The organism is Jiangella mangrovi (assembly GCF_014204975.1).
Lineage (GTDB): Bacteria > Actinomycetota > Actinomycetes > Jiangellales > Jiangellaceae > Jiangella > Jiangella mangrovi.
Genome location: NZ_JACHMM010000001.1, coordinates 3,439,236 through 3,461,091 on the forward strand (window position 1 = coordinate 3,439,236; position 21,856 = coordinate 3,461,091).

At 72.0% G+C, this 21,856-nt stretch carries 21 protein-coding genes; 15 read left to right on the forward strand and 6 right to left on the reverse strand.

Annotated elements, in window-relative coordinates; translation table 11 throughout:
* Window positions 1–237 precede the first annotated feature (237 nt).
* From HD601_RS15900 to HD601_RS15925, 6 genes are all read left to right on the forward strand, one after another.
* The gene (locus tag HD601_RS15900; RefSeq protein ID WP_184823401.1) at window positions 238–2,361 is read left to right on the forward strand and encodes a metallopeptidase domain-containing protein; all 2,124 of its coding nucleotides are present in this window, start codon (window positions 238–240) and stop codon (window positions 2,359–2,361) included.
* Between the two features lie 134 nt (window positions 2,362–2,495).
* Window positions 2,496–4,616, forward strand: coding sequence for a metallopeptidase domain-containing protein (locus HD601_RS15905; protein WP_221441028.1), 2,121 nt, complete (start codon window positions 2,496–2,498; stop codon window positions 4,614–4,616).
* Between the two features lie 74 nt (window positions 4,617–4,690).
* Window positions 4,691–5,158 carry a hypothetical protein gene (locus tag HD601_RS15910; protein ID WP_184823402.1) on the forward strand — a complete coding sequence of 156 codons (468 nt, stop codon included), beginning with the start codon at window positions 4,691–4,693 and terminating at the stop codon, window positions 5,156–5,158.
* A 20-nt stretch (window positions 5,159–5,178) separates the two neighbouring features.
* A complete protein-coding gene (locus tag HD601_RS15915; RefSeq protein ID WP_184823404.1) occupies window positions 5,179–5,718 on the forward strand; it encodes a redoxin domain-containing protein in 540 nt (179 codons plus the stop codon).
* 92 nt (window positions 5,719–5,810) lie between these two features.
* Window positions 5,811–7,157, forward strand: coding sequence for a helix-turn-helix domain-containing protein (locus HD601_RS35780; RefSeq protein ID WP_184823406.1), 1,347 nt, complete (start codon window positions 5,811–5,813; stop codon window positions 7,155–7,157).
* Between the two features lie 38 nt (window positions 7,158–7,195).
* On the forward strand, window positions 7,196–7,822 hold the full coding sequence (locus HD601_RS15925; RefSeq protein ID WP_184823408.1) for a hypothetical protein: 627 nt from the start codon (window positions 7,196–7,198) through the stop codon (window positions 7,820–7,822).
* 75 nt (window positions 7,823–7,897) lie between these two features.
* On the opposite strand, the gene HD601_RS15930 is transcribed toward HD601_RS15925, so the two are convergent.
* Window positions 7,898–10,192 (reverse strand): M6 family metalloprotease domain-containing protein, encoded by a 2,295-nt coding sequence (locus HD601_RS15930; protein ID WP_184823410.1) that lies wholly within the window; start codon window positions 10,190–10,192, stop codon window positions 7,898–7,900.
* A gap of 208 nt (window positions 10,193–10,400) precedes the next feature.
* A complete protein-coding gene (locus HD601_RS15935; protein ID WP_184823411.1) occupies window positions 10,401–12,512 on the reverse strand; it encodes an OmpL47-type beta-barrel domain-containing protein in 2,112 nt (703 codons plus the stop codon).
* 293 nt (window positions 12,513–12,805) lie between these two features.
* Between HD601_RS15935 and HD601_RS15940 the strand changes: the two genes are divergently transcribed.
* A complete protein-coding gene (locus HD601_RS15940) occupies window positions 12,806–13,300 on the forward strand; it encodes a hypothetical protein (RefSeq protein ID WP_184823412.1) in 495 nt (164 codons plus the stop codon).
* Between the two features lie 130 nt (window positions 13,301–13,430).
* Here HD601_RS15940 and HD601_RS15945 read toward each other — a convergent pair whose 3' ends face one another.
* Window positions 13,431–13,868, reverse strand: a complete 438-nt coding sequence (locus tag HD601_RS15945) for a PPOX class F420-dependent oxidoreductase (RefSeq protein WP_184823413.1) — start codon at window positions 13,866–13,868, stop codon at window positions 13,431–13,433.
* Between the two features lie 123 nt (window positions 13,869–13,991).
* Between HD601_RS15945 and HD601_RS15950 the strand changes: the two genes are divergently transcribed.
* Entirely contained in the window at window positions 13,992–14,864 is an 873-nt protein-coding gene (locus tag HD601_RS15950) for an MmyB family transcriptional regulator (RefSeq protein WP_184823414.1), read from the forward strand.
* 299 nt (window positions 14,865–15,163) lie between these two features.
* On the opposite strand, the gene HD601_RS15955 is transcribed toward HD601_RS15950, so the two are convergent.
* On the reverse strand, window positions 15,164–15,379 hold the full coding sequence (locus HD601_RS15955; RefSeq protein ID WP_184823415.1) for a hypothetical protein: 216 nt from the start codon (window positions 15,377–15,379) through the stop codon (window positions 15,164–15,166).
* A gap of 55 nt (window positions 15,380–15,434) precedes the next feature.
* On the opposite strand from HD601_RS15955, the gene HD601_RS15960 reads away from it, so the two are divergent.
* Window positions 15,435–15,731, forward strand: coding sequence for a type II toxin-antitoxin system Phd/YefM family antitoxin (locus tag HD601_RS15960; RefSeq protein ID WP_184823416.1), 297 nt, complete (start codon window positions 15,435–15,437; stop codon window positions 15,729–15,731).
* Window positions 15,728–16,129, forward strand: a complete 402-nt coding sequence (locus HD601_RS15965) for a PIN domain-containing protein (RefSeq protein ID WP_184823417.1) — start codon at window positions 15,728–15,730, stop codon at window positions 16,127–16,129. The genes HD601_RS15960 and HD601_RS15965 overlap by 4 nt, the downstream gene beginning before the upstream one ends.
* An 8-nt stretch (window positions 16,130–16,137) precedes the next feature.
* On the opposite strand, the gene HD601_RS15970 is transcribed toward HD601_RS15965, so the two are convergent.
* Window positions 16,138–16,677: a methylated-DNA--[protein]-cysteine S-methyltransferase gene (locus HD601_RS15970; RefSeq protein ID WP_184823419.1), complete on the reverse strand. Its 540-nt coding sequence runs from the start codon at window positions 16,675–16,677 to the stop codon at window positions 16,138–16,140.
* A gap of 201 nt (window positions 16,678–16,878) precedes the next feature.
* Here HD601_RS15970 and HD601_RS15975 point away from each other — a divergent pair, with 201 nt between their 5' ends.
* Genes HD601_RS15975 through HD601_RS15990 form a run of 4 tightly spaced genes read left to right on the forward strand, consistent with a single transcriptional unit; the run spans window position 16,879 to window position 20,530 of the window.
* On the forward strand, window positions 16,879–17,478 hold the full coding sequence (locus HD601_RS15975; RefSeq protein WP_184823421.1) for a biotin transporter BioY: 600 nt from the start codon (window positions 16,879–16,881) through the stop codon (window positions 17,476–17,478).
* 12 nt (window positions 17,479–17,490) lie between these two features.
* On the forward strand, window positions 17,491–18,774 hold the full coding sequence (locus HD601_RS15980; protein WP_184823423.1) for an AMP-binding protein: 1,284 nt from the start codon (window positions 17,491–17,493) through the stop codon (window positions 18,772–18,774).
* Window positions 18,771–19,928, forward strand: a complete 1,158-nt coding sequence (locus tag HD601_RS15985) for a thiolase family protein (protein ID WP_184823425.1) — start codon at window positions 18,771–18,773, stop codon at window positions 19,926–19,928. The genes HD601_RS15980 and HD601_RS15985 overlap by 4 nt, the downstream gene beginning before the upstream one ends.
* Window positions 19,925–20,530 (forward strand): CbiQ family ECF transporter T component, encoded by a 606-nt coding sequence (locus tag HD601_RS15990; RefSeq protein ID WP_221441029.1) that lies wholly within the window; start codon window positions 19,925–19,927, stop codon window positions 20,528–20,530. Before HD601_RS15985 ends, HD601_RS15990 begins: the two co-directional genes overlap by 4 nt.
* Here HD601_RS15990 and HD601_RS15995 read toward each other — a convergent pair whose 3' ends face one another.
* Window positions 20,531–21,412: an NAD(P)-dependent oxidoreductase gene (locus tag HD601_RS15995; protein WP_184823427.1), complete on the reverse strand. Its 882-nt coding sequence runs from the start codon at window positions 21,410–21,412 to the stop codon at window positions 20,531–20,533.
* Between the two features lie 50 nt (window positions 21,413–21,462).
* Between HD601_RS15995 and HD601_RS16000 the strand changes: the two genes are divergently transcribed.
* Entirely contained in the window at window positions 21,463–21,855 is a 393-nt protein-coding gene (locus HD601_RS16000) for a MerR family transcriptional regulator (RefSeq protein WP_184823429.1), read from the forward strand.
* The last annotated feature ends 1 nt before the right edge of the window (window position 21,856 follow it).

Consider the following 21,856-nt stretch of genomic DNA (forward strand, 5'->3'; position numbering starts at 1 on the left):
ACGCCCCGGCCCCCTGAGCCGCAGCTGAGGGGGCACGGGGTGCGGCCACGCACGGCCGGACGCATCATCCGCAGCGCGCCCGGCCGCCGGGCGGGACGGCCCCGCCGCCCCGCCCGGTTCGCCGTGGCGTGCGGTCACTGTCCCGAAACGCCGGGGGAGTGACGAGTTATGTGCAATGTCGTATTTTATTCACCACCGAGCCGCAGCTCGGACCCGGGCGGTACGTGAGGAGAGCGCATGCGTGTGAGTCTCAACTGGACGAGCGTCGCGAGGCGGTGGCGGCTGGGACTCGCCGCGGCCGCGGTCACGACGCTCGTCGTCGGCGTGGCGGGTGCCGGTCAGGCGGCGCCGCCGGACTTCGAGGTCCAGCCGATCGACCCGCAGAACTGGAAGAACCAGTACGACATGACCTGGGACGACTGGACCGACATCCCGGGCACCGAGTGGAACGACCCCGACGCCGTGCCGAGCGTGCGCGGCCTGCGCATCGCGCTGGTGGCGGTGGACTTCCCGGACCAGCCGTTCGTCATGACGCAGGAGAAGCAGACCGACCTGTTCGGCAACCCGCAGATCGACCCGATTTCGCGGGACGAGGTGCCGCAGTTCTACCACGACTTCTACATGGTCCCGAACGAGTACAACCACGGCCGCACCATCCAGGAGTACTGGATGGAGCAGAGCCGCGGCCGCCTCGGCGTCAGTGAGATGGACGTCTTCGGCGCCTACCAGGTGCCGCGCAACCTGTTCGAGTACGGCCTGAACGAGTGGGGCCAGAACTCCGCCTGTCCCGAGGGCTTCACCTGCAACGGGAACCTCGACCGCGACGTCGACACCGTCTGGAAGGCCGACCTGGCCGCCAAGGGCATCCCGTGCCCCGACAACCGGTGCGGCTACGACGTCATCCTGCGGGTCTACGCCGGCTACGACGAGACCAGCATCTGGCAGGAGTACGGCGAGATGATGTTCAACACCAAGGAGGACATCCCCGACGAGTGGGGCCCGCCCGCCTCGGTCGACCCGAACAACGAGATGCCGAACTGGGCGCCCACGCGCTACGTCGAGTGGACCTCGTGGCGGGCCGCGGCCCAGCAGTGGGGCCTCTCATCGATCCGCCAGGCGGAGAGCTCGGGCACCATCACGCACGAGATGGGGCACTTCTTCTTCAGCATCGGCGACAACAACAACAACCCGTTCTCGAACCGGGCCAACCCGCCGTCGCCGTTCCACCGCGTCGGCTCGGCGCCGTGGGACATGATGGACCGCGGCTCGTTCAACGGCCCCGGCGGTCACCACATGCGCTGGGTCGTGCCGCCGAACATGGGCGGCTGGTCGCCGTCGGGCCTCATGGTCCGCAACAAGATGGTCGCCGGCATCGCCGACAACCTGGTCGAGATCAGCCGCGAGAACCTGGCCACCACGGGTGTCTTCGTCGACGAGGTGACGGCGCGCGCCGTCGACCCCGGCGACGAGGGGACGTCGGGCGTCCGCGTGCGGCTGGACGGCGCGGGCATCCCGGACCGCACGCCCGACTGTGACGCAAACGCCGACCCGTTCTGCCACACCGACCGGCTGGCCAACGGCACCACGGGCTGGGACGACTACACGCTCGAGGTCATCGACCGCATGGGCTTCGACTCGTTCAACCCCGACACCGGCGTCATCATCGCCAAGAACAAGCCCCGTGGCTCCAACACCTGTGGCTACAGTTGCTTCAACTGGGTCATCGACGCCAACCCGCAGGACATCGGGCTGGTCGACTTCTACAAGCCGGACGGCACCCCCGTCATGGCGAGCATCGCCGACCACCGGCAGCTCAACGACGCCGCGTTCAAGGCCGGGCTGAACTCCGGTTCCGAGTACGAGTACGTCGACGAGTACAACCGCCTGCACTTCTACGTCATCGACCTCGACCGCGACGAGGACGGCGTGCTGACCTACACGCTGGCCGTGCGCTCGCTGGACGGCGACGGCGCACAGGACCGTGGGGTCGAGCTGGGCGAGGCCGACGTCACCGGCATCCGCACCAGCCAGGCCGCGCAGTGCACGTTCCCGCTGACCAACACCGGTGAGACGGCGGCGACCACCGCCGGGCACCCGACGGACGTCAGCGACAAGCTCGACAACGACGTCTACCGGCTCTCGGTCGACTCCAGCGCCAAGGGCTGGACCGCCGAGCTCGACAACGCGCTCACCACCGCTCGTGCCGGTGAGACCGTCGAGGTCCCGGTGTACGTCACGCGCGAGCCGGTTGCGGCTCGGAACACCACGGTCACCCTCACCGCGACCTCTGAGAGTGACCCGGCGGCCACGCAGCAGATCACCTGCACCGTGGCCGTGAAGGACACCAACCCCCGGCGGTGACCGCCGGTCAGTCCTGACCACGACGGCCGGCCCGGGCCCGTCCATTGTGACGGGCCCGGGCCGCCCGCAGGGGCCTGCAGCCGGCCGCATGGTCAGACGCCAGTCCCGAATGAAGGAGAGCGCCCATGAGATTCATGAACGGACCTCGCCTCACACTTCGCGCCGCCGGCTTCGCGTTCGCCGCCTCAGCCCTGGTCCTCGGGCTGTCCGCGGGCGCGGTGCAGGCCGATCCGCCGGACTTCGTCGTCGAGCCGATCGACCCGCAGAACTGGAAGAACCAGTACGACATGACCTGGGACGACTGGACCGACATCCCGGGCACCGAGTGGAACGACCCCGACGTCAAGCCCAGCGAGCGCGGCCTGCGCATCGCGCTGGTGGCGGTCGACTTCAAGGACATCCCCTTCGTCATCACGCAGCCGAAGGGCTCCGACCCGTTCGGGAACCCGCAGATCGACCCGATCGCGCACGAGGACGTCCCGGAGTTCTACCGCGACTACTACATGGAGCCGAACGAGTACAACCACGGCCGCACCATCCACGAGTACTGGATGGAGCAGAGCCGCGGCCGCCTCGGCGTCAACGAGATGGACACGTTCGGCCCGTACACGCTGCCGCGCAACCAGTTCGAGTACGGCCTCAACGAGAGCTGGATCCGCAACGCGCCGGGCGAGCACTGTCCCGAGGGCTACACCTGCAACGGCAATGTCGAGGGCGACGCCGACAACCTGTGGCGTGCCGACCTCGCCCAGCAGGGCACGCCCTGCGTGGGCAGCCGCTGTGGCTACGACGTCGTCCTTCGCGTCTACGCCGGCTACGACCAGACCTCGGTCTGGCAGGAGTTCGGCGAGATGATGTTCCAGACCAAGGAGGACGTGCCCGAGGAGTGGGGCCCGCCGGCCTGGCTCGACCCCGACAACTCGATGCCGAATTGGGCGCCCACACGCTACGTCGAGTGGACCTCGTGGCTCGCGTCCTCGCAGCGCTGGGGCAGCGCCTCCATCCGCCAGGCGGAGAGCTCGGGCACCATCACGCACGAGATGGGGCACTTCTTCTTCAGCATCGGCGACAACAACAACAACCCGTTCTCGGACCGGCAGAGCCCGCCGTCGCCGTTCCACCGGGTGGGTTCCGCGCCGTGGGACATGATGGACCGCGGGTCGTTCAACGGTCCCGGTGGTCACCACATGCGCTGGGTCGTGCCGCCGAACATGGGTGGCTGGTCGCCCGCCGGTCTGATGGTCCGCAACAAGATCCTGGCCGGCATCGCCGACAACCTGGTCGAGCTCAGCCGGGAGAACCTGGCGAACACCGGCGTCTACGTCGACCGGGTCACGGCGCGCGCCGTCGACGCGGGCGCGGACGGAACCTCGGGCGTCAGGATCCAGCTCGACGGAGCGGGCATCCCGGACCGGACTCCGGACTGTGACGCCAACGCCGACCCGTTCTGCCACACCGACCGGCTGGCCAACGGCACCACGGGCTGGGACGACTACACCGTCGAGGTCATCGACCGCATGGGCTTCGACTCGTTCACGCCCGACAGCGGCGTGATGATCGCGAAGAACAAGCCGCGCGGCTCGAACACCTGTGGCTACAGCTGCTTCAACTGGACCATCGACGCCAACCCCGAGGACATCGGGCTGGTCGACTTCTACAAGCCGGACGGCACCCCCGTCATGGCGAGCATCGCCGACCACCGGCAGCTCAACGACGCCCTCTTCCACGCCGGCACCAACTCCGGCTCGGAGTACGAGTACGTCGACGAGGCGAACCGGCTGCACTTCTACGTCATCGACATGCAGCGCGACGACGAGGGCGTGCTGTCCTACGACCTCGCGGTGCGCTCGCTCGACGGTGACGGCGACCAGGAGCGCGGGGTCGAGCTGGGTGACGGCGACGTCTCCGGCATCCGGACCAGCCAGGCGGCCCAGTGCACCTTCCCGCTGACCAACACCGGCGAGGGTGCGGCGACGACGACCGGTCACCCGACCGACGTCGCCGGCAAGCTCGACAACGACGTGTACCGGTTGTCGGTAGAGTCCAGCGCCAAGGGCTGGACGGCGCAGCTGGACAACGCTCTCACCACGGCGCGGGCTGGCGACACCGTCGAGGTTCCGGTCTACGTCACCCGCGAGACGCCGGCGGCGCGCGAGACCACGGTCACGCTCACCGCGACGTCCGAGAGTGACCCGACGGCCACCCAGTCCGTCACCTGCACGGTCGCGGTCAAGGACACCAACCCGCGCCGTTGATCACCAGTGGGTCCCGGACGCCGGCGCGAGTGACGCGCGCCGGTGTCCGGGCTCCCCGGGAAAGGACGTGTTCCGTGCGTAGAGTGCGTGGCCGGGCGGCGCTCGCCGTCGCCGTCGGCGTCATGGTGCCGGCGGTGCTGGCCGGCTGCTCCGGATCGGACTCTGGCGACGCCAGCACGTCCGGCTCGGAGGAGACCGGCGTCATCAGGGTGGAGATCCCGGACGGCAACCTGCGCCGGCTCGGCGAGCCGTGCAACGGGGCGGGTGCGTTCCGCTCCGTCCATGCCGAGGCGAGCTTCACCGTCCAGGACGGCGAGGGCGTCGAGGTGGCACGCGGCGAGCTGCCCAGTGGCGTCGCCGAGAAGATGATGGACGTCAGCTTCCGCGAGGGCATGCGGCAGCCGACGATGTGCGTCATGGACGTCGACGTCGAGGGCTTGTCCTCGGCCGACGGCCAGACGTTCGTGGTGGGCGACGGCTTCGAGGTGACCATCGAGCCGAGCGACGACGCAGGACTGATCGGAGAGGTGTTGATCTCGTGAGGCGTGTTGTGGGAGCGGTCGTGGCGCTCGTGATGGGCGCGGCGCTGGCCGGGTGCTCGGGTTCGGACGACCCCGCGTCGGTGTCGTTCGCCCTGCCCGGCGACGTGCCGAGCGACGTGACGTTCATCGACGCACCGTCCGACGCGCCGCCGGCGCCACCGTTCGAGCTCGAGCTGCTCGACGACTCCACGCTCGACCTCGCCGAGCAGTGGGCCGACCGGCCGGTCGTGCTCGTCTTCTTCGAGTCGTTCTGCGAGCTGTGCTCGCAGCAGCAGGCCGAGATCACCGAGCTGAGCAAGGAGTACCAGGACGCGATCCTGTTCGTCGGCGTCGGCAGCACCAGCAGCCCCGAGGACGCCGCCGAGTACATGCGCGAGCACGACATCACCTATCCGGTCGGGCTCGACCCCGACGGCGAGATCTTCCGGCGCTACGGCGTCGACGAGCCACCCCTCGTGGCGCTGGTCGCCCGTGGCGGACAGCTGGTCCGCGGCTGGCCCGGCGGCGTCGAGGACCTCGGCACCCAGCTGACCGACTTCGTCGTCGAGGCCGCCGGCTGAGCCGGGAGCGCTGATCGTCCGAGTTCGCCGTCATCGTCATGATACGCCAGGTTTACGTAAGTAACATGTGATATGTTACTGTTTCTTCACCCGTGAGCCACTCTCCCCCCAGCACGGCAGCGGAGGCGACCATGGAACTCTCGATGCAGCAGATCCTGGAGAGCCTGGCGCAGCGTGTCGGCCGTCCCGCCGTTCTCGAGGACCGCTTCATGCGGCTGCTCGCGTTCAGCTCGCACGACGGGCCCATCGACGAGGTGCGCGAGGACTCGATCCTGCGCCGGCACGCGTCCGCCGAGGTGCGTGGCTGGCTGAAGAAGTTCGCTCTGCCGAACCTGCGCCGGCCGCTGCGGCTGCCGGCCAACCCGGACCTGCACATGCTGGCCCGAGTCTGCGTCCCCGTCCTGCACCGCGGCAAGCTGCTCGGCCACCTCTGGTTCGTCGACCCCGACGGCAGCATGACCGACGCCGACCTCGACGCCTGCATGCAGGGGGCGGCCGAGCTGGGCGAGTGGCTGCACCGCGAGAGCGTGGCGAGCCTGTTCTCGTCGGCCCGTCTCGCCGACACCATGCACATGCTGCTGAGCAGCTCGCCCATGAGCAGCCAGGCGGCGCGCAGCCTCATCGAGGCCGGGTACATGCCCGCGCACGACGGTGTCGTCGCCGTGGTGCTGCAGGGGGTGCCGCGGCGCTCCGGCGCCCTCGACATCGAGGACGCGCTCGCCCAGGGCGTCGCCGACTTCCGCCGCACGGTCCGTCGTGGCCAGGCGCTCGACCTCATCAACCGCGACCACGCCGTGCTGCTGCTGTCCAGCGCGGGTGAGCACGACATGTACGTCGACGAGCGGATCGAGGCGCTGGTCGACCTCACCCGCACGGCCATGCTGTCCACCGGCACCGACGCCGCCCTCGTCGTCGGCGTCGGCAGCCGCCGCGACGCACTCGAGGACGGCTACGCCTCCTTCCGCGAGGCGCGCATGTCCGCCGACGCCGCCCGGCTGCTGCCCGGCCTCGGCGACCTCGTGCACTGGTCCCGGCTGGGCATCCACCAGATCGTGGTCAAGCTCGCGTCCCTGGGCGAGGAGGTGCCCACGGTCCACCCCGGCCTCGGCAACCTGCTCGACGACCCCGACGCGCTGCCGCTGCTCGAGACCCTCGAGACCTATCTGGATGTCGCGGGCAACGCGCAGCTCACCGCCGAGCGGCTCAACCTGCACCGGACCTCGCTCTACTACCGGCTGCAGCGGCTCGAGCAGCTCGCGCACACCAACCTCAAGAGCGGCGCCGAGCGGCTCGCCCTGCACCTGTCGCTCAAGGTGGCGCGCATGACCGGCCAGTACGCCCCGCGCCAGGGCGGTGTCGCCGACACCGGGGCCGCCGCTCCCGCGGATGCCACCGGCACCGACAACGTCACCCCCTTCCCGGCGGTCGCCTCGCGCTGACCCTCTGCGCCGCTGCGCATTCCTGGCAGAGTGTGCGCATGCGCGACGGGCCGGACAGCGGGACCCACGACTACCAGCTGCTGCTGACCGTCATCGCGGGCATCTCGCTGGCCGCCGCCGCGACGGCGCTGCCGGCGCTGATCGACGGGCCGTGGGACGCGCTGCTGTCGTGGGCGGGGCTGCTGCTGTGGCTGACCGGCGTGGCGGCGGCCGTCCTCGAGTACCTGGCGGTGCTGTTCGGCTCGCGGTACTACCTGCGCCGCGTCGACCTCGTCGGCACGGTCAGCCTGGTGCTGGTGTTCCTCGCGCTGGCCGGCATGTTCGCCGTCATCGGCATGGGCGACGCGTGGCTGGCGCCGCAGTGGTTCGTCCTGTTCGCGATCTTCAGTGTGCTGTCCGCGGCCGAGGCCGAGCACGGCCGCCGGGTCATCGTGCGGCATGCGGTCCGGGCATACGGGGCGGCCGCTGTGCGCGCCTACGTCGTCTCGCTGCGGCAGGTGGCGCTGCTGATGGCCGGCGTGGCGGGGGCGTCGGTGCTGTTCGCCGCGGTGTGGCCGGACGCGCCGCCCGCGGCCGTGTTCGTCGCGGCGGCGCTGGCGCTGGCGAGCGTCGTCGTGGCGAACGTGCAGCAGCACCGCATCCGGGTGTCCCTGGCCGAGCGTTGAGCGCAAAGAACCGGCCACCGGGGCCGCCGCTGCGGACGGCGGCACCCGGTGGCCGGTGGGGGTGGGGTGGGACGGTCAGTCGGTCGGCAGGTCCGCCGCCAGCGACGCCAGGGCGGCGCTGACCAGGGTGCGGGCACCCGTGTCGGCGACGTCCTCGGACATCGTGGCGAACCGCTCGAGAGCCCGCTCCGCGCCACGGCCGCTGGCCCGGTCGGCGATGTCCAGCTGCGCCTTCAGCCGCTGGTGCTCACCCTGGGTCAGGAAGCCGTCGGCCCGGTAGTCCGCGAGCAGTGCACGGGCGTTGTCGTAGCCGGCCTCGACGGAGTCGGCGGACAGCTCGACCTCGACCGAGTAGGTGGCGCTCGGGTCGGACTCGCTGGTCGCCGTGAGGGTCAGCGTCGCGGTGTCCGACGCGCCCTCGCCCGCGGTGGCGTACGCCCAGACCGGCACGCTGTCGCCGGCCGCGGCCGCCTTGACCTCGTACGGCAGGGTCACGTCCCAGCCCTCGCCCTCGACGGAGGAGGAGATCCGGTACACGTCCGAGCCGTAGATGCCCGTGCCGGCCGTGCCCGTGTTGGTCAGCGGCAGGTTGACCAGCGCGGTCGAGTCGCCGACGGCGTAGGTCGCGGCGTCGCCGAGGTCGGCGCCCCGCTCGTACGTGTCGGTCGCCTCGGTGTGCCGCACCGCGACGTCGTAGAACAGCTCGCCCTCGTCGTCCCGGTAGGTGTCCAGGATGTAGAAGTGCAGCTTGTTCGGGGCGTCGAGGTACTCGTCGTCGCTGCCGGACGCGGTGCCGGCGTGGAACGTCGCGTCGTCGAGCTGGCGCGGGTCACCCTTCACCACGGGGACCGGCTCGCCACCGGCCTCGGTCGCGTTGCCCGGCCGGTAGAAATCGATCCGGCCGATGTCGTTCGGGTTGGCGTCGACCAGCCACGCGCGCGGCGAGCCGCTGTTGCGGGCCTGGCCGATGAGCACACCGTGGCCGGCGACGAACGAGTCGTTGCCGACCCGCTCGACGACCTCGACGTTGAACTGGTTCCAGGCCGTCGTGACCGGGGTGCAGAAGAACGGGTCGTTCGTACGGGCCTGGCAGGCGCCCTGGACGAACGGCTGGGACAGCTGGATGTTCAGGCCGACCATGTCGCCGTCGGGCACGTACTCGCGGCCCTTGATCGGCATGGTGAGCACACCCTGCTGGGCGATGGCGGCGCTCGTGACGCTGGTGAACTCGTCCGCCTTGACGACACCGAGGCGGCCCTGGCCGGTGGTCTTGAAGTACAGCGTGTGGTGCGGGCCGAGCGCCGAGCCGCCGGCGTTCGGGACCTGCCAGCGGTTGTGCGTACCGCCGGGGCCGTTGAACGAGCCGCGGCTCATCATCTCCCAGTAGGCGGTGCCGGCTCGGCCGCTGCCCGGGTCGAACGGGTTGTTGTAGTTGTCCGGCAGGCCGCGCAGGTGGCTGAACTCGTGCGCGAAGACGCTGAGGCCGGAGTTCTCCGCCTGGGTCGAGGTGCCGCCACCGGCGTTCGGCCAGTGGTTGGCGGCGGCCGCCCACGAGCTCCACGGCACGTAGCGGGTGGGGACGGCGTTGGGGATCGGGTTGCCAGCCGCGTTGAGGACGGGGCCCTCAGTGGCGCCGGGCGGGCCGAACTCGGGCGTGACGTCCGCGGGGGTGCGGAACATCATCTCGCCGAACTCCTGCCAGGTCGACGTCTCGTCGTGGCCGGCCGTCACGTAGAAGCCGTTGTCGAAGCCGCACAGGCCGGTGCCCTCGCAGCCGATGTCGGCCCGCCAGAGCGCGCCGCCGTCACGCCGGACGTCCTTGTTACAGGTGTCGCCGGCCGGGCAGATCGAGTTCGGCCCGGTGACCGGGGCATTGGACTGCGCGCCGTACTCGTGCAGCTTCCCCGGCAGGGTGTACGGCCCGAAGACGTCGACGGTGACGCCGATGCGGCCGTGGCTGGTCTCCATCCAGTAGCCGTGCAGCGTCTGGCCCTGGTTGAACTCGTTCGGCACCGCGTAATAGTCGTAGAACCACTGGTTGACGTCTTCCAGCATCACCGGCTCCCAGCCGGGAAGCGGGTTGCCGAACGCGTGCGACTGCGCCGCCTGGGTGATCAGGAACGGCTGGTCCACGTAGTCGAGCAGGATGATCGCGGTGTGGTACTGGCTCTCCGAGCCCTGGCTGGTGGTGTCCTGGTTCCACGCGTCCGGGCGGACCTGCGTGTAGTCGTCCCAGGTCATCTCGGCCTGGTCCTCCCAGACCTGCTGGTCCACCGGGACGATGGGGCCGGTGCCGGCGTCCTCGGCCACACCGTTCTCGGCGTTGGCCGACACGACCCCCGCCGATGCCGAGAGGCCGATCGCGGCCACGCCGACGATCGCTCTCGCCCGCCAGGCCCTCCCGCGACTCGCGGGCCGCCGTTCTGTACTCGCCGTCACTGATGCCCTCCCAAGATTCGACGCCAGGCCGCAGACATGCGGCCGGTCCGGTGACCGTAGGCCGGGTGAAGGCCCACGGTCACCGGACAGGTGCATGGACATCTGCCGCTTTACTTGGACATCTGTCGATAGCGCCGGATCAGTCGTTCCGGCCGCGGTTGAACAGCGTGAACACGTCCGTTTCCTCGGTGTTGCCGTTGGCGTCCACCGAGCGGAACTCGACGGTGTGCTCGCCGTAGGCGCGGATCCGGAACGGCGCCGTGTACGTCGTCCAGGCGCCGCCGTCGATCCGGTACTCCGTCTTCGCCACGCCGGAGCCCCACGAGTCGTCGGCCGCCAGCGTCACCGTCGGGTTGGTGTACTGGCCGTCACGGTCCGGACGCTGGTTCAGGTCGTGCTCCGTCGTGGGCGCGTCGACCTCGATGGAGGCCAGCGCCGCCTGCACGTTCGGCAGCGGGCCGATGTTCTCGTGCGTGTTGGTGGTCTGCGGCGTACCGGTGGCCCGCAGCAGGTCGTTGATCTGCGCCGTCGTCCACGGGCCCAGGCCGACCGACTTCACGTAGGACTGCACGGCGACGACCGCGTTGGTGACGATCGGGCCGGCGCCGGAGGTGCCGCTGAACGAGCGCGAGTACGCCCGGTTGGGGTCGTTGCCCAGCTCGGCGCAGAACACGTTGCAGTAGCCCGTGGTGTAGATGTCCTGGCCCCAGGCGTGCAGGTCGAAGCGCTGCCCGTAGTTCGAGAAGCTCAGCCGCGACCGTGCCGGGTTGGCCGGGCGCAGACCACTGGCGCCGGCGCCGGCGAAGATCGAGCCGGAGTGCTGCACGGCCGGGTCGAACCACTTGATCCCGTTGCGCACGTACATCGGGTCGTCGGTGTTCGTGTTGCCGTTGCCGCCGGTGAGCACCACGTTGGCGCCCATGGCCGTCAGCACCTGGTTGGCCTCGAAGACCGCCGGGATCCACTCCAGCGGCGCGTACCGGCTGCCGCCCAGCGGGCTGGAGGTCTGCTGCTCGAGGATCAGCGCGTCACCGGGCTGGACGAACGGCTGGCCGTTCTCGTCCTTGATGGTGGCGAGGAACGCCAGCGCCGGGCCCGGCCGCCACGGCATGCTGCCGTTGGGCAGCAGCTCGCTCGGCGAGATGCCGTACATCTCGACGTCCGGCACGCCGCCGGTGACGCCGTAGCCGTTGTCCTTGGCCATGATCTCGCCGAAGACCGCGGTGCCGTGGTCGTCGCCGAAGCCGGTGTAGGGGACGAACCGGCCCTGGCCGACGTCGCTGGAGTCGTCCAGCTGCAGGTCCTCGTGGAACGGGTTCCAGTCGTACTCGAGGTCGATGACCTTGATGCCGGCGCCGCGGACCCGCGGGTCCTTGCGGACCTCCTCGATGTTGATGCCGTTGTGGGTGTCGACCGGGCGCAGGTAGCCCTGCAGCGGGCTGAAGTCGGGCGTCGGCTCGGCGGGCGGCGGGGCCGGCTCCGGCGACGGGTAGGCGTAGACGACCTCGGGCAGCGCCGACAGCTCCGCCAGGACGGCGTCGGCGTCGGTCCCGGCCGGCAGCATCACCGTGTACCAGGAGGCGAGGTCCGGCACCGGCGCGGCCGAGCGGGCCTGCGCGAGGCTGGTGGCGGCGGCTAGCTCGGGCAGATCGGCGGCCTCGACGAACGGAATGAGAGCGCTCACATCGTGCCGGTCGAGGACGTCGCGGACGGCGTCCAGGTTCTCGCCGGCGGCGCTGCGCAGCGTCGCCTCGCTGGCGCCGCGGACCCGGTAGTCCTCGGTGAACTTGATCTCCAGGCTGACCTCCGGCAGGACCTCGCCGGCCCCGTCGATCGTGCCGCCGTCGGTGTCGGCCGACACCTCGAGGGCGGTGGTCGCGGCGCTCAGGTCGCCCTCGGCGGCCAGCGCCTGCTTGTCGACGTGCACGGTGAGGTCGTCGGCGCCGTCGCCGTCGGCGTCGGCCACGTGGCTGATCACCACGCCGGCCTCGGTCCGGGCGGGCGTGACGCCGTCGCCGACGGTGACGCTGGCGGGGTCGATGTCGGCGGCGTCGACGGCCGGGGAGCCGTGCACCGTCACCGGGATGAGGCCGGGGCCGGCCAGGTTGACGTGTCCGGTGAAGCCGACGGTGACGTCGACCTCGGCGTCGGACTGATCGGACGGCCCGGCCTGTGCGGGCGGGGCCAGGAACGCGTAGCCGGCCACCGCGAGGGTGCCGAGCGCCGCGCCCAGTCTCAGGCGTCGTGTCATGGGGTCTGGTCTCCTTGTCGCCGCGGGAACGAGCGAAGGACACGTCCGGGCAAAGTCGTGCCATCCGGCATGACTGGACGTGATGACGCCCGAACATAGGGAAACCGGGATGAATGGTCACCGGGCATGTGTCTGAAACCCCGCGCTGCCCGGCCGACATCTGTCCTAGCTGGGGTTCGGGCCGGTCGATGAGAGCAGTCTCACTCCCACCTCACCCAGTCCTGTGTACGGGTCCGGGACCGTGAATCGCAGAGAGTCGGCCGCCGGCCGGCCTACTGCGAAGGGAACAGCCCATGAAGCGCACCGCTCTCGTCATCGCGGCCGCACTGTGTGCCACGCTGCTCGGCGCGGTCCCCGCCCAGGCCGAGGAGCGCACCTGCCGCGGCACCATCGGCGCGGTCACCGTCGACAACCTGCGGGTCCCGAGCAACGCCACCTGCACGCTCGAGGGCACCCGCGTCAAGGGGACCATCAAGGTCGAGCGCAACGCGACGCTGGTCGCCACCAGCGTGCGCGTCAACGGCAACGTCCAGGCCGAGAACCACAAGCACGTCACGCTGACCAAGTCGACCGTCGGCGGCAGCGTCCAGCTCGAGCAGGGCAAGACGGCCACCGTCACGTCGAACAGCGTCAAGGGCGACGTGCAGTCGTTCACCAACCGCGGTAAGCAGACCATCTCGTCGAACCGCATCGACGGCAACCTGCAGTGCAAGTCCAACGTGCCCGCGCCGACCGGCAGCCGCAACGTCGTGCAGGGCAACAAGGAAGACCAGTGCCGGCGGCTCTGATCTCGTAGCCGCCCGGCACGGGCCGGCCGTCGGGCCGGCATCGGCCGGCCGCCCGGCATCGGCCGGCCGACAGGCGCCGCGGAGTCCGTGACCAGCGAGCGGACCCCGCGGCGCCGTCCTGAGCGCACGGTCAGGCGACGGTGCGGGCGCGCAGGTCGAACGATCCGGTGTCGATGCCCCACGCCAGGACACGGCGGGCGCGGATCCGGATCCACGCGGTGTCGAACGGCATGACGCCGGTGATCCGGGCGCCGAGCTCCTCGCCGCCCGCGGCGAACGTCTCGGCCGTGCCGCGGATCTCGATGCCGCGCGGCTCCCAGGGATCGACCCCGGCGAGGTCGTCGACGACGTAGGCGACCTCCGGGTGCGCCCGGGCGTCGTGGAACTTGCGGCTGGCGCCGAAGTTCGTGCCCGCGTGACCGGCTACGACGACGGCGTCGGCCTCGGGGTCGTAGAAGACGCCGACCGGCGCGATGTGCGGCGCACCATCCGGCCCGACGGTGGCCAGCCGGGCGAGCGACTGGCTGGCCAGATACGCGAGCTCGGCCTCGGTGAAGATGTTCGACATGGCATCGATGCTGGTCGACGCCGGTCTCGCGAGGGTAGGCCGCGCTGATGCCAGCCCTGCCGGGGCCACCCTCGATCGCGCGATCCACGTGCTCGTCGCGGATACGGCGGTAGCCTGGGCAGGGTGAGCGACAACGAGCTCGGCGCGTTCCTGCGCTCGCGGCGCGATGCCATCACCCCGGCCGAGGTGGGGCTCCCCGCCGGCCCGCGGCGCCGCGCGCCCGGGCTGCGCCGCGCCGAGCTCGCCACCCTCGCCGGCGTCAGCGTCGACTACCTCACCCGCCTCGAGCAGGGCCGCGACCGGCACCCGTCCGCCCAGGTGCTCGCCGCGCTCGCCGAGGCTCTGCAGCTGTCCGCGACCGAACGGGTGCTGCTGCGCAACCTCGCCAAGACCACCAGCGGCGACTTCTACTGCCCGGCCATCGAGTCGCCGCCGGCCACCGCCGTCCGCCCGACGGTGCGAGCGTTGCTGTCGCGGCTCGAACCGGCGCCGGCCGTGCTGGTCAACCGCCTCGGCGACGCGCTGGCATGGACGACGGGATACGAGCTGCTCGCCGAGCCGCTGGGGCTGCTCGCCGGCGACGCGCCGAACCTGGTCCGCTACCACTTCACCGACCCCCGCGCACGCGCCACCTACCCCGAGTGGCACCTGGTGGCCGACGCGCTGGTGGCGAACCTCAAGCTCGACTCCGGCCCCGACGACCAGCACCTCGCCGCGCTGGCCGACGAGCTGACGGTGCTCGCCGGGGCCGCGTTCGCCTCCCGCTGGACGGCGCCGGCGACGACGGTGGCGGCGGGCGTCGGCGTGCGGGCGGGGGTCGAGCGCGTGGTGCACCCCGAGGCCGGTGAGCTGCGGCTGGCGTTCGAGACCCTCGACCTCTCCGACGGCGACCACCAGCGGATCCTCGTCTATCTGCCCGGCGACGAGGCGACCTCCGGGGCGCTGGACCGGCTGACCGGCCTGCGCCCGGGTTCGCTGCACGCCGTCGCCGGCTGACCGCCCGCCCGGAAGTTGATCGTGGCGAACGTGTGCCGTTGCCGGGCGATCTCCAAGATCAACGTTGGACGGCGTGCGCGTGGGGTGGCGCGCGGTGCGGGGACGGGCGGCGGGCGGGATGAGGCGGTGTGACGGGGGCGAGCGCCGGAGCATCTGCGACGTTCTGCTGGAGTCGGTCCGGAACGGTGTGAGTCTGCTGCGACATCCGGGTGGCATTGCTGTCGTCCTGGCGACAGTGATGCCACACAGTCGCTGCAGCAAGCTCACACGTTCGGGGGGGCATGGACGGACGGGGAGCTTCAGTGGCGTTCGTTGCCGCGCCGATAGTTGCCGGTCGCCTTGGCCAGGAGGAGCTGGGCCGCGCGCTCGTCGGCGGCCAGCTCGAGCGCGGTGGCCAGCCGATCGGCGTCGCGGCCGGCGACGGTGACGACGACCCGGCCGGCGCGGCTGATGCGGACCAGGCCGGACTTCGTGACCTGGTAGTCGAACGGGTCCTCGGCCAGCGGGTCACTCATGCCACTACGGTACGGGCCCCGAATGTGAACACATTTGTGTGATACATTTGGTTGCATGGTGACTGCTCGGGACCACGCAGTGGGTCTGCGGGAGCTGCGTCATAGCACCGGTGACGTGCTGGCGCGGGTCCGTCGAGGTGAGACCATCGACGTCACCGAGCGGGGCCGGCTCATCGCCCGGATCATTCCTGTAGAGGACCGTTCTCCCGGTCCGGTCCTGGCCGAGCTGATCGAGTCCGGCCGGGTTCGCCCCGCCGAGCGTCCAGGGTATCGCCCGCGGATGCGGCCCGGCGACGGCACGAATCGGCTGGGTGACGCCCTTGCCGATCTGCGTGACGAAGAGCGCTGGTGAGCGTCTTCTACCTCGACACCTCGGCCGCATTGAAGCTTCTGGCGGACGAGGAACACTCGGCGGCGTTCGCCGGCTTCTACGACGCCAACGCGTCGGCCTCCTGGGTGAGTTCGGCGCTGCTCCGCGTCGAGGTGGTGCGCGCGGTCGCTCGTGCCTTGCCGGCGGCTCTTCCTGATGCGCGCGACCTGCTGACGGCGTTCGATTTCATCGCCATCGACGACGACATCGTCGAACGGGCGATGGACGAGCCGGATCGCATGCTGCGATCGCTCGATGCCATCCATCTGGCGACGGCTCGTGTTCTCGATGCCGACCTCGACGCGCTCGTGACCTACGACGACCGGCTGGCCGCCGCGGCGGTCGATGCGGGAATGACGGTGTTGAAGCCCGGCGCGTGAGCGTCAGGTCATGCGCCCGCCAGCCCGGCGGGGCTCCAGTCGAACGTGGGCGGCAGTACGCCCTCCAGCGTCAGCAGCCAGCGCTTGACCTCGAGTCCGTTGCCGCCCGAGCCGCCGCTGTAGCCGCCGAGTCCGTCGCTGGCCAGGACGCGGTGGCACGGCACGACGATGGGGATGGGGTTGGCGCCCATGATGCCGCCGATGGCCCGCGCGGGAACGCCCGTGCCGCTGAGCGTCGCCAGCTCGCCGTAGGTGACCGACGACCCGAAGCCGACCGACTGGTGCAGCGTGCGCAGGACAACCCCGGACGCCGAGCCGGTGACGTGGCGCCAGTCGATCGGCACGTCGAAGTCGCGCCGCGTGCCCGCGAAGTACTCGGCGAGCTGACCCAGCACGGGCGCGAGCCGGACGCCGTCGTCGACGACGGGAAGGCGGCCGGAGTCGAGCCGCCGGCCCCAGCCGACCGCCGCCAGGCCGTCCTGCGTAACGGCCACAGTGATGCGGCCGACCGGGGTGTCGAGCCCGCCGACCGCCACGTCCTCACTCATCCACCCCATTCTGCCGTCCACCCCCGACAAGGTCGCCCACCCGAACTCGGTGCGCTTCGGCAACGCGTTGTGGGGGCCCACCAACCCGCCGCCGCGGCACTGGTGCGAATTGCCGACTATGTCCAGACGCCGTGTGTCGGTCATTGTGGAGGCACACCGCCGCGGGCCCCCGCGGCGGACGCACGTCCAGAGGAGAGCTCGATGGCAGGAAGGTCGCGGCTGCCGGCCGCGGATCTCGCGCGGATCGCCGCGTTCGCCGCACTGACCGCGGTGCTGGGGTTGCCGGGAGGCTTCAACCTCTTCGGCAACGCGGTGCCGGTCACACTGCAGTCGATGGGCCCGCTGCTGGCCGGCGCGATCCTCGGCTCGAGGCGGGGTGCGCTGTCACAGCTGCTGTTCCTCGCGCTGGTCGCGGCGGGGTTGCCGTTGCTGGCCGGCGGACGGGGCGGGCTCGGCGTCTTCGCGGGTCCGTCGGTGGGCTACCTCATCGGATTCGTGGTGTCGGCGTTCGTGGTCGGGCTGATCGTGGAGCGGTCCGGGCGCCGGCCGGGCGTGCACTGGGTGCTGGTCGGGACGGTGGCGGGCGCGGCCACGACCCTGGCCATCGGCATCCCGGTCCAGGCGGCGGTCCAGGGGACGTCGCTCGGTGCCACCTTCGTGCAGGCGCTGACGTTCATCCCCGGCGACGCGGCGAAGGCGGTGTTCGCCGGCCTTGTCGCGGCCGGGGCCCAGCGGGCCTATCCCGACGCGGCGCCGGCCGCCCGGCTGGACCGCGCCGAAGATCGCGCCGACCGGGCCTGAGATTCTGCATCGATGCCTGTCTTCCGCGAGGTCATGGCACATGCGGCCGATCACCCGCACCGCGTCGCCGTCCGGTGCGGCGACGCGGTGCGCACGTACGCGCAGCTGGCGGCGGGCGCCGAGGCGGCGCGCCCGGACGTCAAGCCCGGCGCGCTGGTCCCGCTGACCGGCGACGATCCGCTCGACCTGCTCACGGGACTACTGGCCGCCGACGGTGCTGGCGCGGTGCCGCTGGTCTGCGACCCGGCGTGGCGACCCGAGCATCGGAGGGCGATGCTCGGTGCGCTGCCGGCGACGGTGGACGCCGCGGCCGCGCACGACCTGGCCTGGGCCGGCTTCACGTCCGGCAGCACGGGCCGGCCGCGCGTCGTCGTGCGGTCGCGGTCGTCGTGGACGGGTTCGTTCGCCGCGACCGACCGGCTCACGTGGATCAGCGCGGACGACACCGTCCTGGTGCCGGGGTCGCTGTCGTGGTCGCTGACGGCGTTCGGGGCGGCGCACGCGCTGGCCGCCGGCGCGACGGTGCTGCTGACGGGCGACTGGTCGGTCCCGGCGCTGCGGGCGGCGGCGCCGTCGGCCGACGTCGCGCATCTGGTGCCGCACCGGCTGGCGACGGTGCTCGAGGCGGCGGGCGGCCGCGGACGGTTGCGGACGGCGATGGTCGGTGGTGCCGCGCTGGGGACGGCACTGCGCGACCGGGCCGCCGCTTCGGGGGTCGGCGTGGTCGCCTACTACGGCGCGACGGAGCTGTCCTTCGTCGCCGTCGATCCCGACGGGACCGGGCTGCGGCCGTTCGACGGGGTCGAGATCGAGCTGCGGGCGGGCGAGGTGTGGGTGCGCTCGCCCTGGCTCGCCCACGGGTACCTGGGCGACGGCGGCCCCTTGCGCCGCGACGACGACGGCTGGGCCACGGTGGGCGACCTCGCGTCCACCGACGGCGAGGGCCCGCTCGTCCTGCGCGGCCGCGGCGACGGCGCCGTCCTGACCGGAGGCGCCACCGTCGTGCCCGAGGACGTCGAGGCCGTGCTGACCACGGTGCCGGGGGTCGACGGTGTCGTCGTCATCGGGCTGCCGCACGCGGGCCTGGGCGAGGTCGTCGCCGCCGTCGTGCAGGGTTCCGAGGTCACCCGCGCCACGCTGGAGGCCGTCGCCCGCCACCGGCTGGCTCCGGCGCAGCGGCCGCGACGCTGGCTCGCCGTCGACGAGCTGCCCCGGACGTCCGCCGGCAAGCCGGCCCGCGCGCTGATCGCCACGGGCGTCGTGGACGGCGCGCTCCCGACCCGGCCGCTGCCATGAACGCACCCGTCGTCGTCGCGGCGCGGCGCACGCCCATCGGGACCGCCGGGCGGGCGCTGCGCGAGGTCACCGTCGAGAAGCTGGCCGCGCCGGTGCTGGCGGCGGTCGTCGACGACGTCTGGCCGCTCACCGCCATGCGTGGCGTCGACGACGTCGTCCTCGGCAACTGCCTGGGCCCGGGCGGCAACATCGCCCGGGTCGCGGCGCTGGCCGCCGGGCTCGATGTCACCGTGCCCGGCGTCACCGTCGACCGGCAGTGCGGCAGCGGGCTGGCGGCGATCCTGCAGGCCGGGCAGTCGATCCGGGCCGGCGACGCGCGGCTCGTGCTGGCCGGCGGGGCCGAGAGCGCGTCGACGGCGCCGCAGCGCTCGCACCGGGTGGCGCCCGACGGCGGCAGCACCGGCCCGTACGCCCGCGCCCCGTTCACCCCGCCCGAGTTCGGCGACCCGGACATGGGCGTCGCCGCCGAGGACCTGGCCCGCGCCCGCGGCGTCACCCGCGGCCGGCAGGACGACTACGCCGCCGCCAGCCACGCGAAGGCGCTGCTCGCGCGCGACGCCGGCCGGTTCGACGACGAGCTCGTGCCGGTCGGCGGGCTGGACCGCGACGACCGGCCGCGGCGGCTCGACCCCGCCGTGCTCGCCCGGATGCCCGCGGCGTTCGTGCCGCGCGGGACGGTCACCGCGGGCAACTCGTGCGCGAACAGCGACGGTGCCGCCGTCGTGGCCATGGTCGGCGAGGACCTGCGGGCCGGCCGGCCGGGGCTGAAGCTGGTGGCCGGCGCCGTCGTCGGCTGCGATCCGCGGCTGCCCGGGTGGGGTCCGGTCCCGGCGGCGCGGCGCGTGCTGGCGGCGGCGGGCGTGCGGCTGACCGACGTGGCCGCCGTCGAGATCGTCGAGGCGTTCGCCGGCCAGGTGCTCGCCGTCACCGACGCGCTCGGGCTGGACCCGCTCGGCAAGCACGCGGAGCTGGTGTGCGCCGACGGGGGAGCGCTGGCGCTCGGCCACCCGTGGGGTGCGTCGGGCGCCGTCGTCGTCGTGCGGCTGTTCGGCCGGCTGGTCCGCGGCGGCGCTCCGGCCGGGACGCTCGGCCTGGCGACCGCGGCGATCGGCGGCGGCATGGGCGTGGCCGGGCTCTTCGAGGTGGTGCGGTGACGCTGCTGACCGGCGCCTATGTGCCCGGGGCCTCGCCGGTGCACCGGGCGTCGGCGGGGCTGAAGCTGGCGTTGCTCGCGGTGGGCTGCACGGCCCTGGTGTTCGCCCGGACGCCGGTCGCGGTGGGTGTGGCGGCGGTGGCCGTCACCGCGCTGTACGTGCTGGCCGGGGTGGGGTGGCGGGCGGCGTGGGGGCAGCTGCGGCCGTTGCGCTGGCTGGTGGTCGTGCTGATCGTGATCCAGCTGATCATCGCCGACCTGCCGACCGCGGTGACGCTGACGGCGCGGCTGGTGCTCGCCGTCGCGCTGGCCGCCCTGGTCACGCTGACCACCCGGACGACGGACCTCATGGCGGCGCTGGAACGCGGGCTGCAGCCGTTCCGCCGCTTCGGCGTCGACCCGGCGCGGGTGTCGCTGCTGATGTCGCTGGCGCTGCGCAGCGTCGCGGTGGTCGCCGGGATCGCCGGGCGGATCCGCGAGGCCCGCTGGGCCCGGGGCCGCGAGCGCAGCGTCCGCGCGTTCGCCGTCCCCCTCGTCGTCGGCGTGCTGCGGCACGCCGACGCGATGGGAGAGGCCCTGCAGGCCCGCGGCCTCGACGACTGATCATTCCTTGCCGGGCCTGCTGAACTCCTCGATCAGGACGGGGTACTGCTCGCCGCCGTGGCCGGCGGCGATCGCGCGGTCGGCCATGACCTTGAACAACCGCGGCAGCTCAGCGTTGACCCCCAGCGCCTCGGCCTCCTCGATCAGGTGGGTCATCGCCCGGGCGTCGGTCTCGAGCGCCGACACCTCGGCCGGGAAGGAGCCGGCGTCGACCTGCTCGGCGTATCCGGGCAGCCAGTCGGCGACGCCCATGGCCAGCTGCCGGGCGAACGGCGCATAGGTGACGGCGTCGACCCCGGCGGTCCTGAGCATGGCGGTGCCCTGGAGCCAGGCGTTCAGGACGCTCCACATCATCGCGAGGCCGGCGACGTCGTACAGCGACGCCAGCCCGTGGTCCTCGCCGAGGTGGGTGACGGTGCCGAGCGCGGCAAGCGTCGCCTCGTGCGCCTCGAAGTCTGCCCGCGGCCCGCTGTGCAGGATCAGCGCGTCGGCCGTCCCGATGGCCGGCGGGACCGCCATGATCGCGCCGTCGAGGTAGCGGGCGCCGCGCTTCTCGGCCCAGTGCGCGGTCTCGCGGGCCTGCGCCGAGTCGCCCGAGGTCAGGTTGATCACCGTCCGGCCGCTCAGCTCGACGTCGCTCGCGCCGAGCAGCTCGCGCACGGCCGGGTAGTCGGTGACGCAGACGATCGTCAGTGGGCCGGCCGCGATCGCGGCGCCGGCGGACGGTGCCAAGCGGGCGCCGTCGGCCACCAGGTCGCCGGCCTTGGCGGCGGTCCGGTTCCAGACGGTGGTGGGGTGGCCGGCCCGCAGGAACGCGGCGGCGAGAGCCTGGCCCATGAGGCCGAGCCCGAGGACGCTCACGGGCGTGTCGGTTGTTGTCATGACGGCATCGTCAACGTTGATACCGGTGTGAAGGTCAAGAGAGGGTCGCCATGCGGATCGGTGAACTGAGTCGTCGCACGGGCGTCAACGCCCATCAGCTGCGCTACTACGAGTCCCAGGGCCTGTTGCCGGCCGAGCGTGGCGCGAACGGCTACCGCGAGTACGACGAGAGTGCCGTGCTGCGGGTGCGGCAGATCCGGCACCTGCTGGGTGCCGGACTGTCCTCCGAGGACATCGCCTACCTGCTGCCCTGTGCGGTCGGCGAAGCCCCGGAGCTGCTGGGCTGTCCCGAGCTGCTGACGGCGATGCGGGCCCGGTTGCGGCGCCTGGACGACCAGCTCGACCGACTGGCCCGCTCGCGCGGCGCGCTGGCCGGCTACATCGACGCGGCCGAACGCCAGGGCGGCGAGAGCTACCCGCCGTTCGAAGCCGTACCGGCCTGAG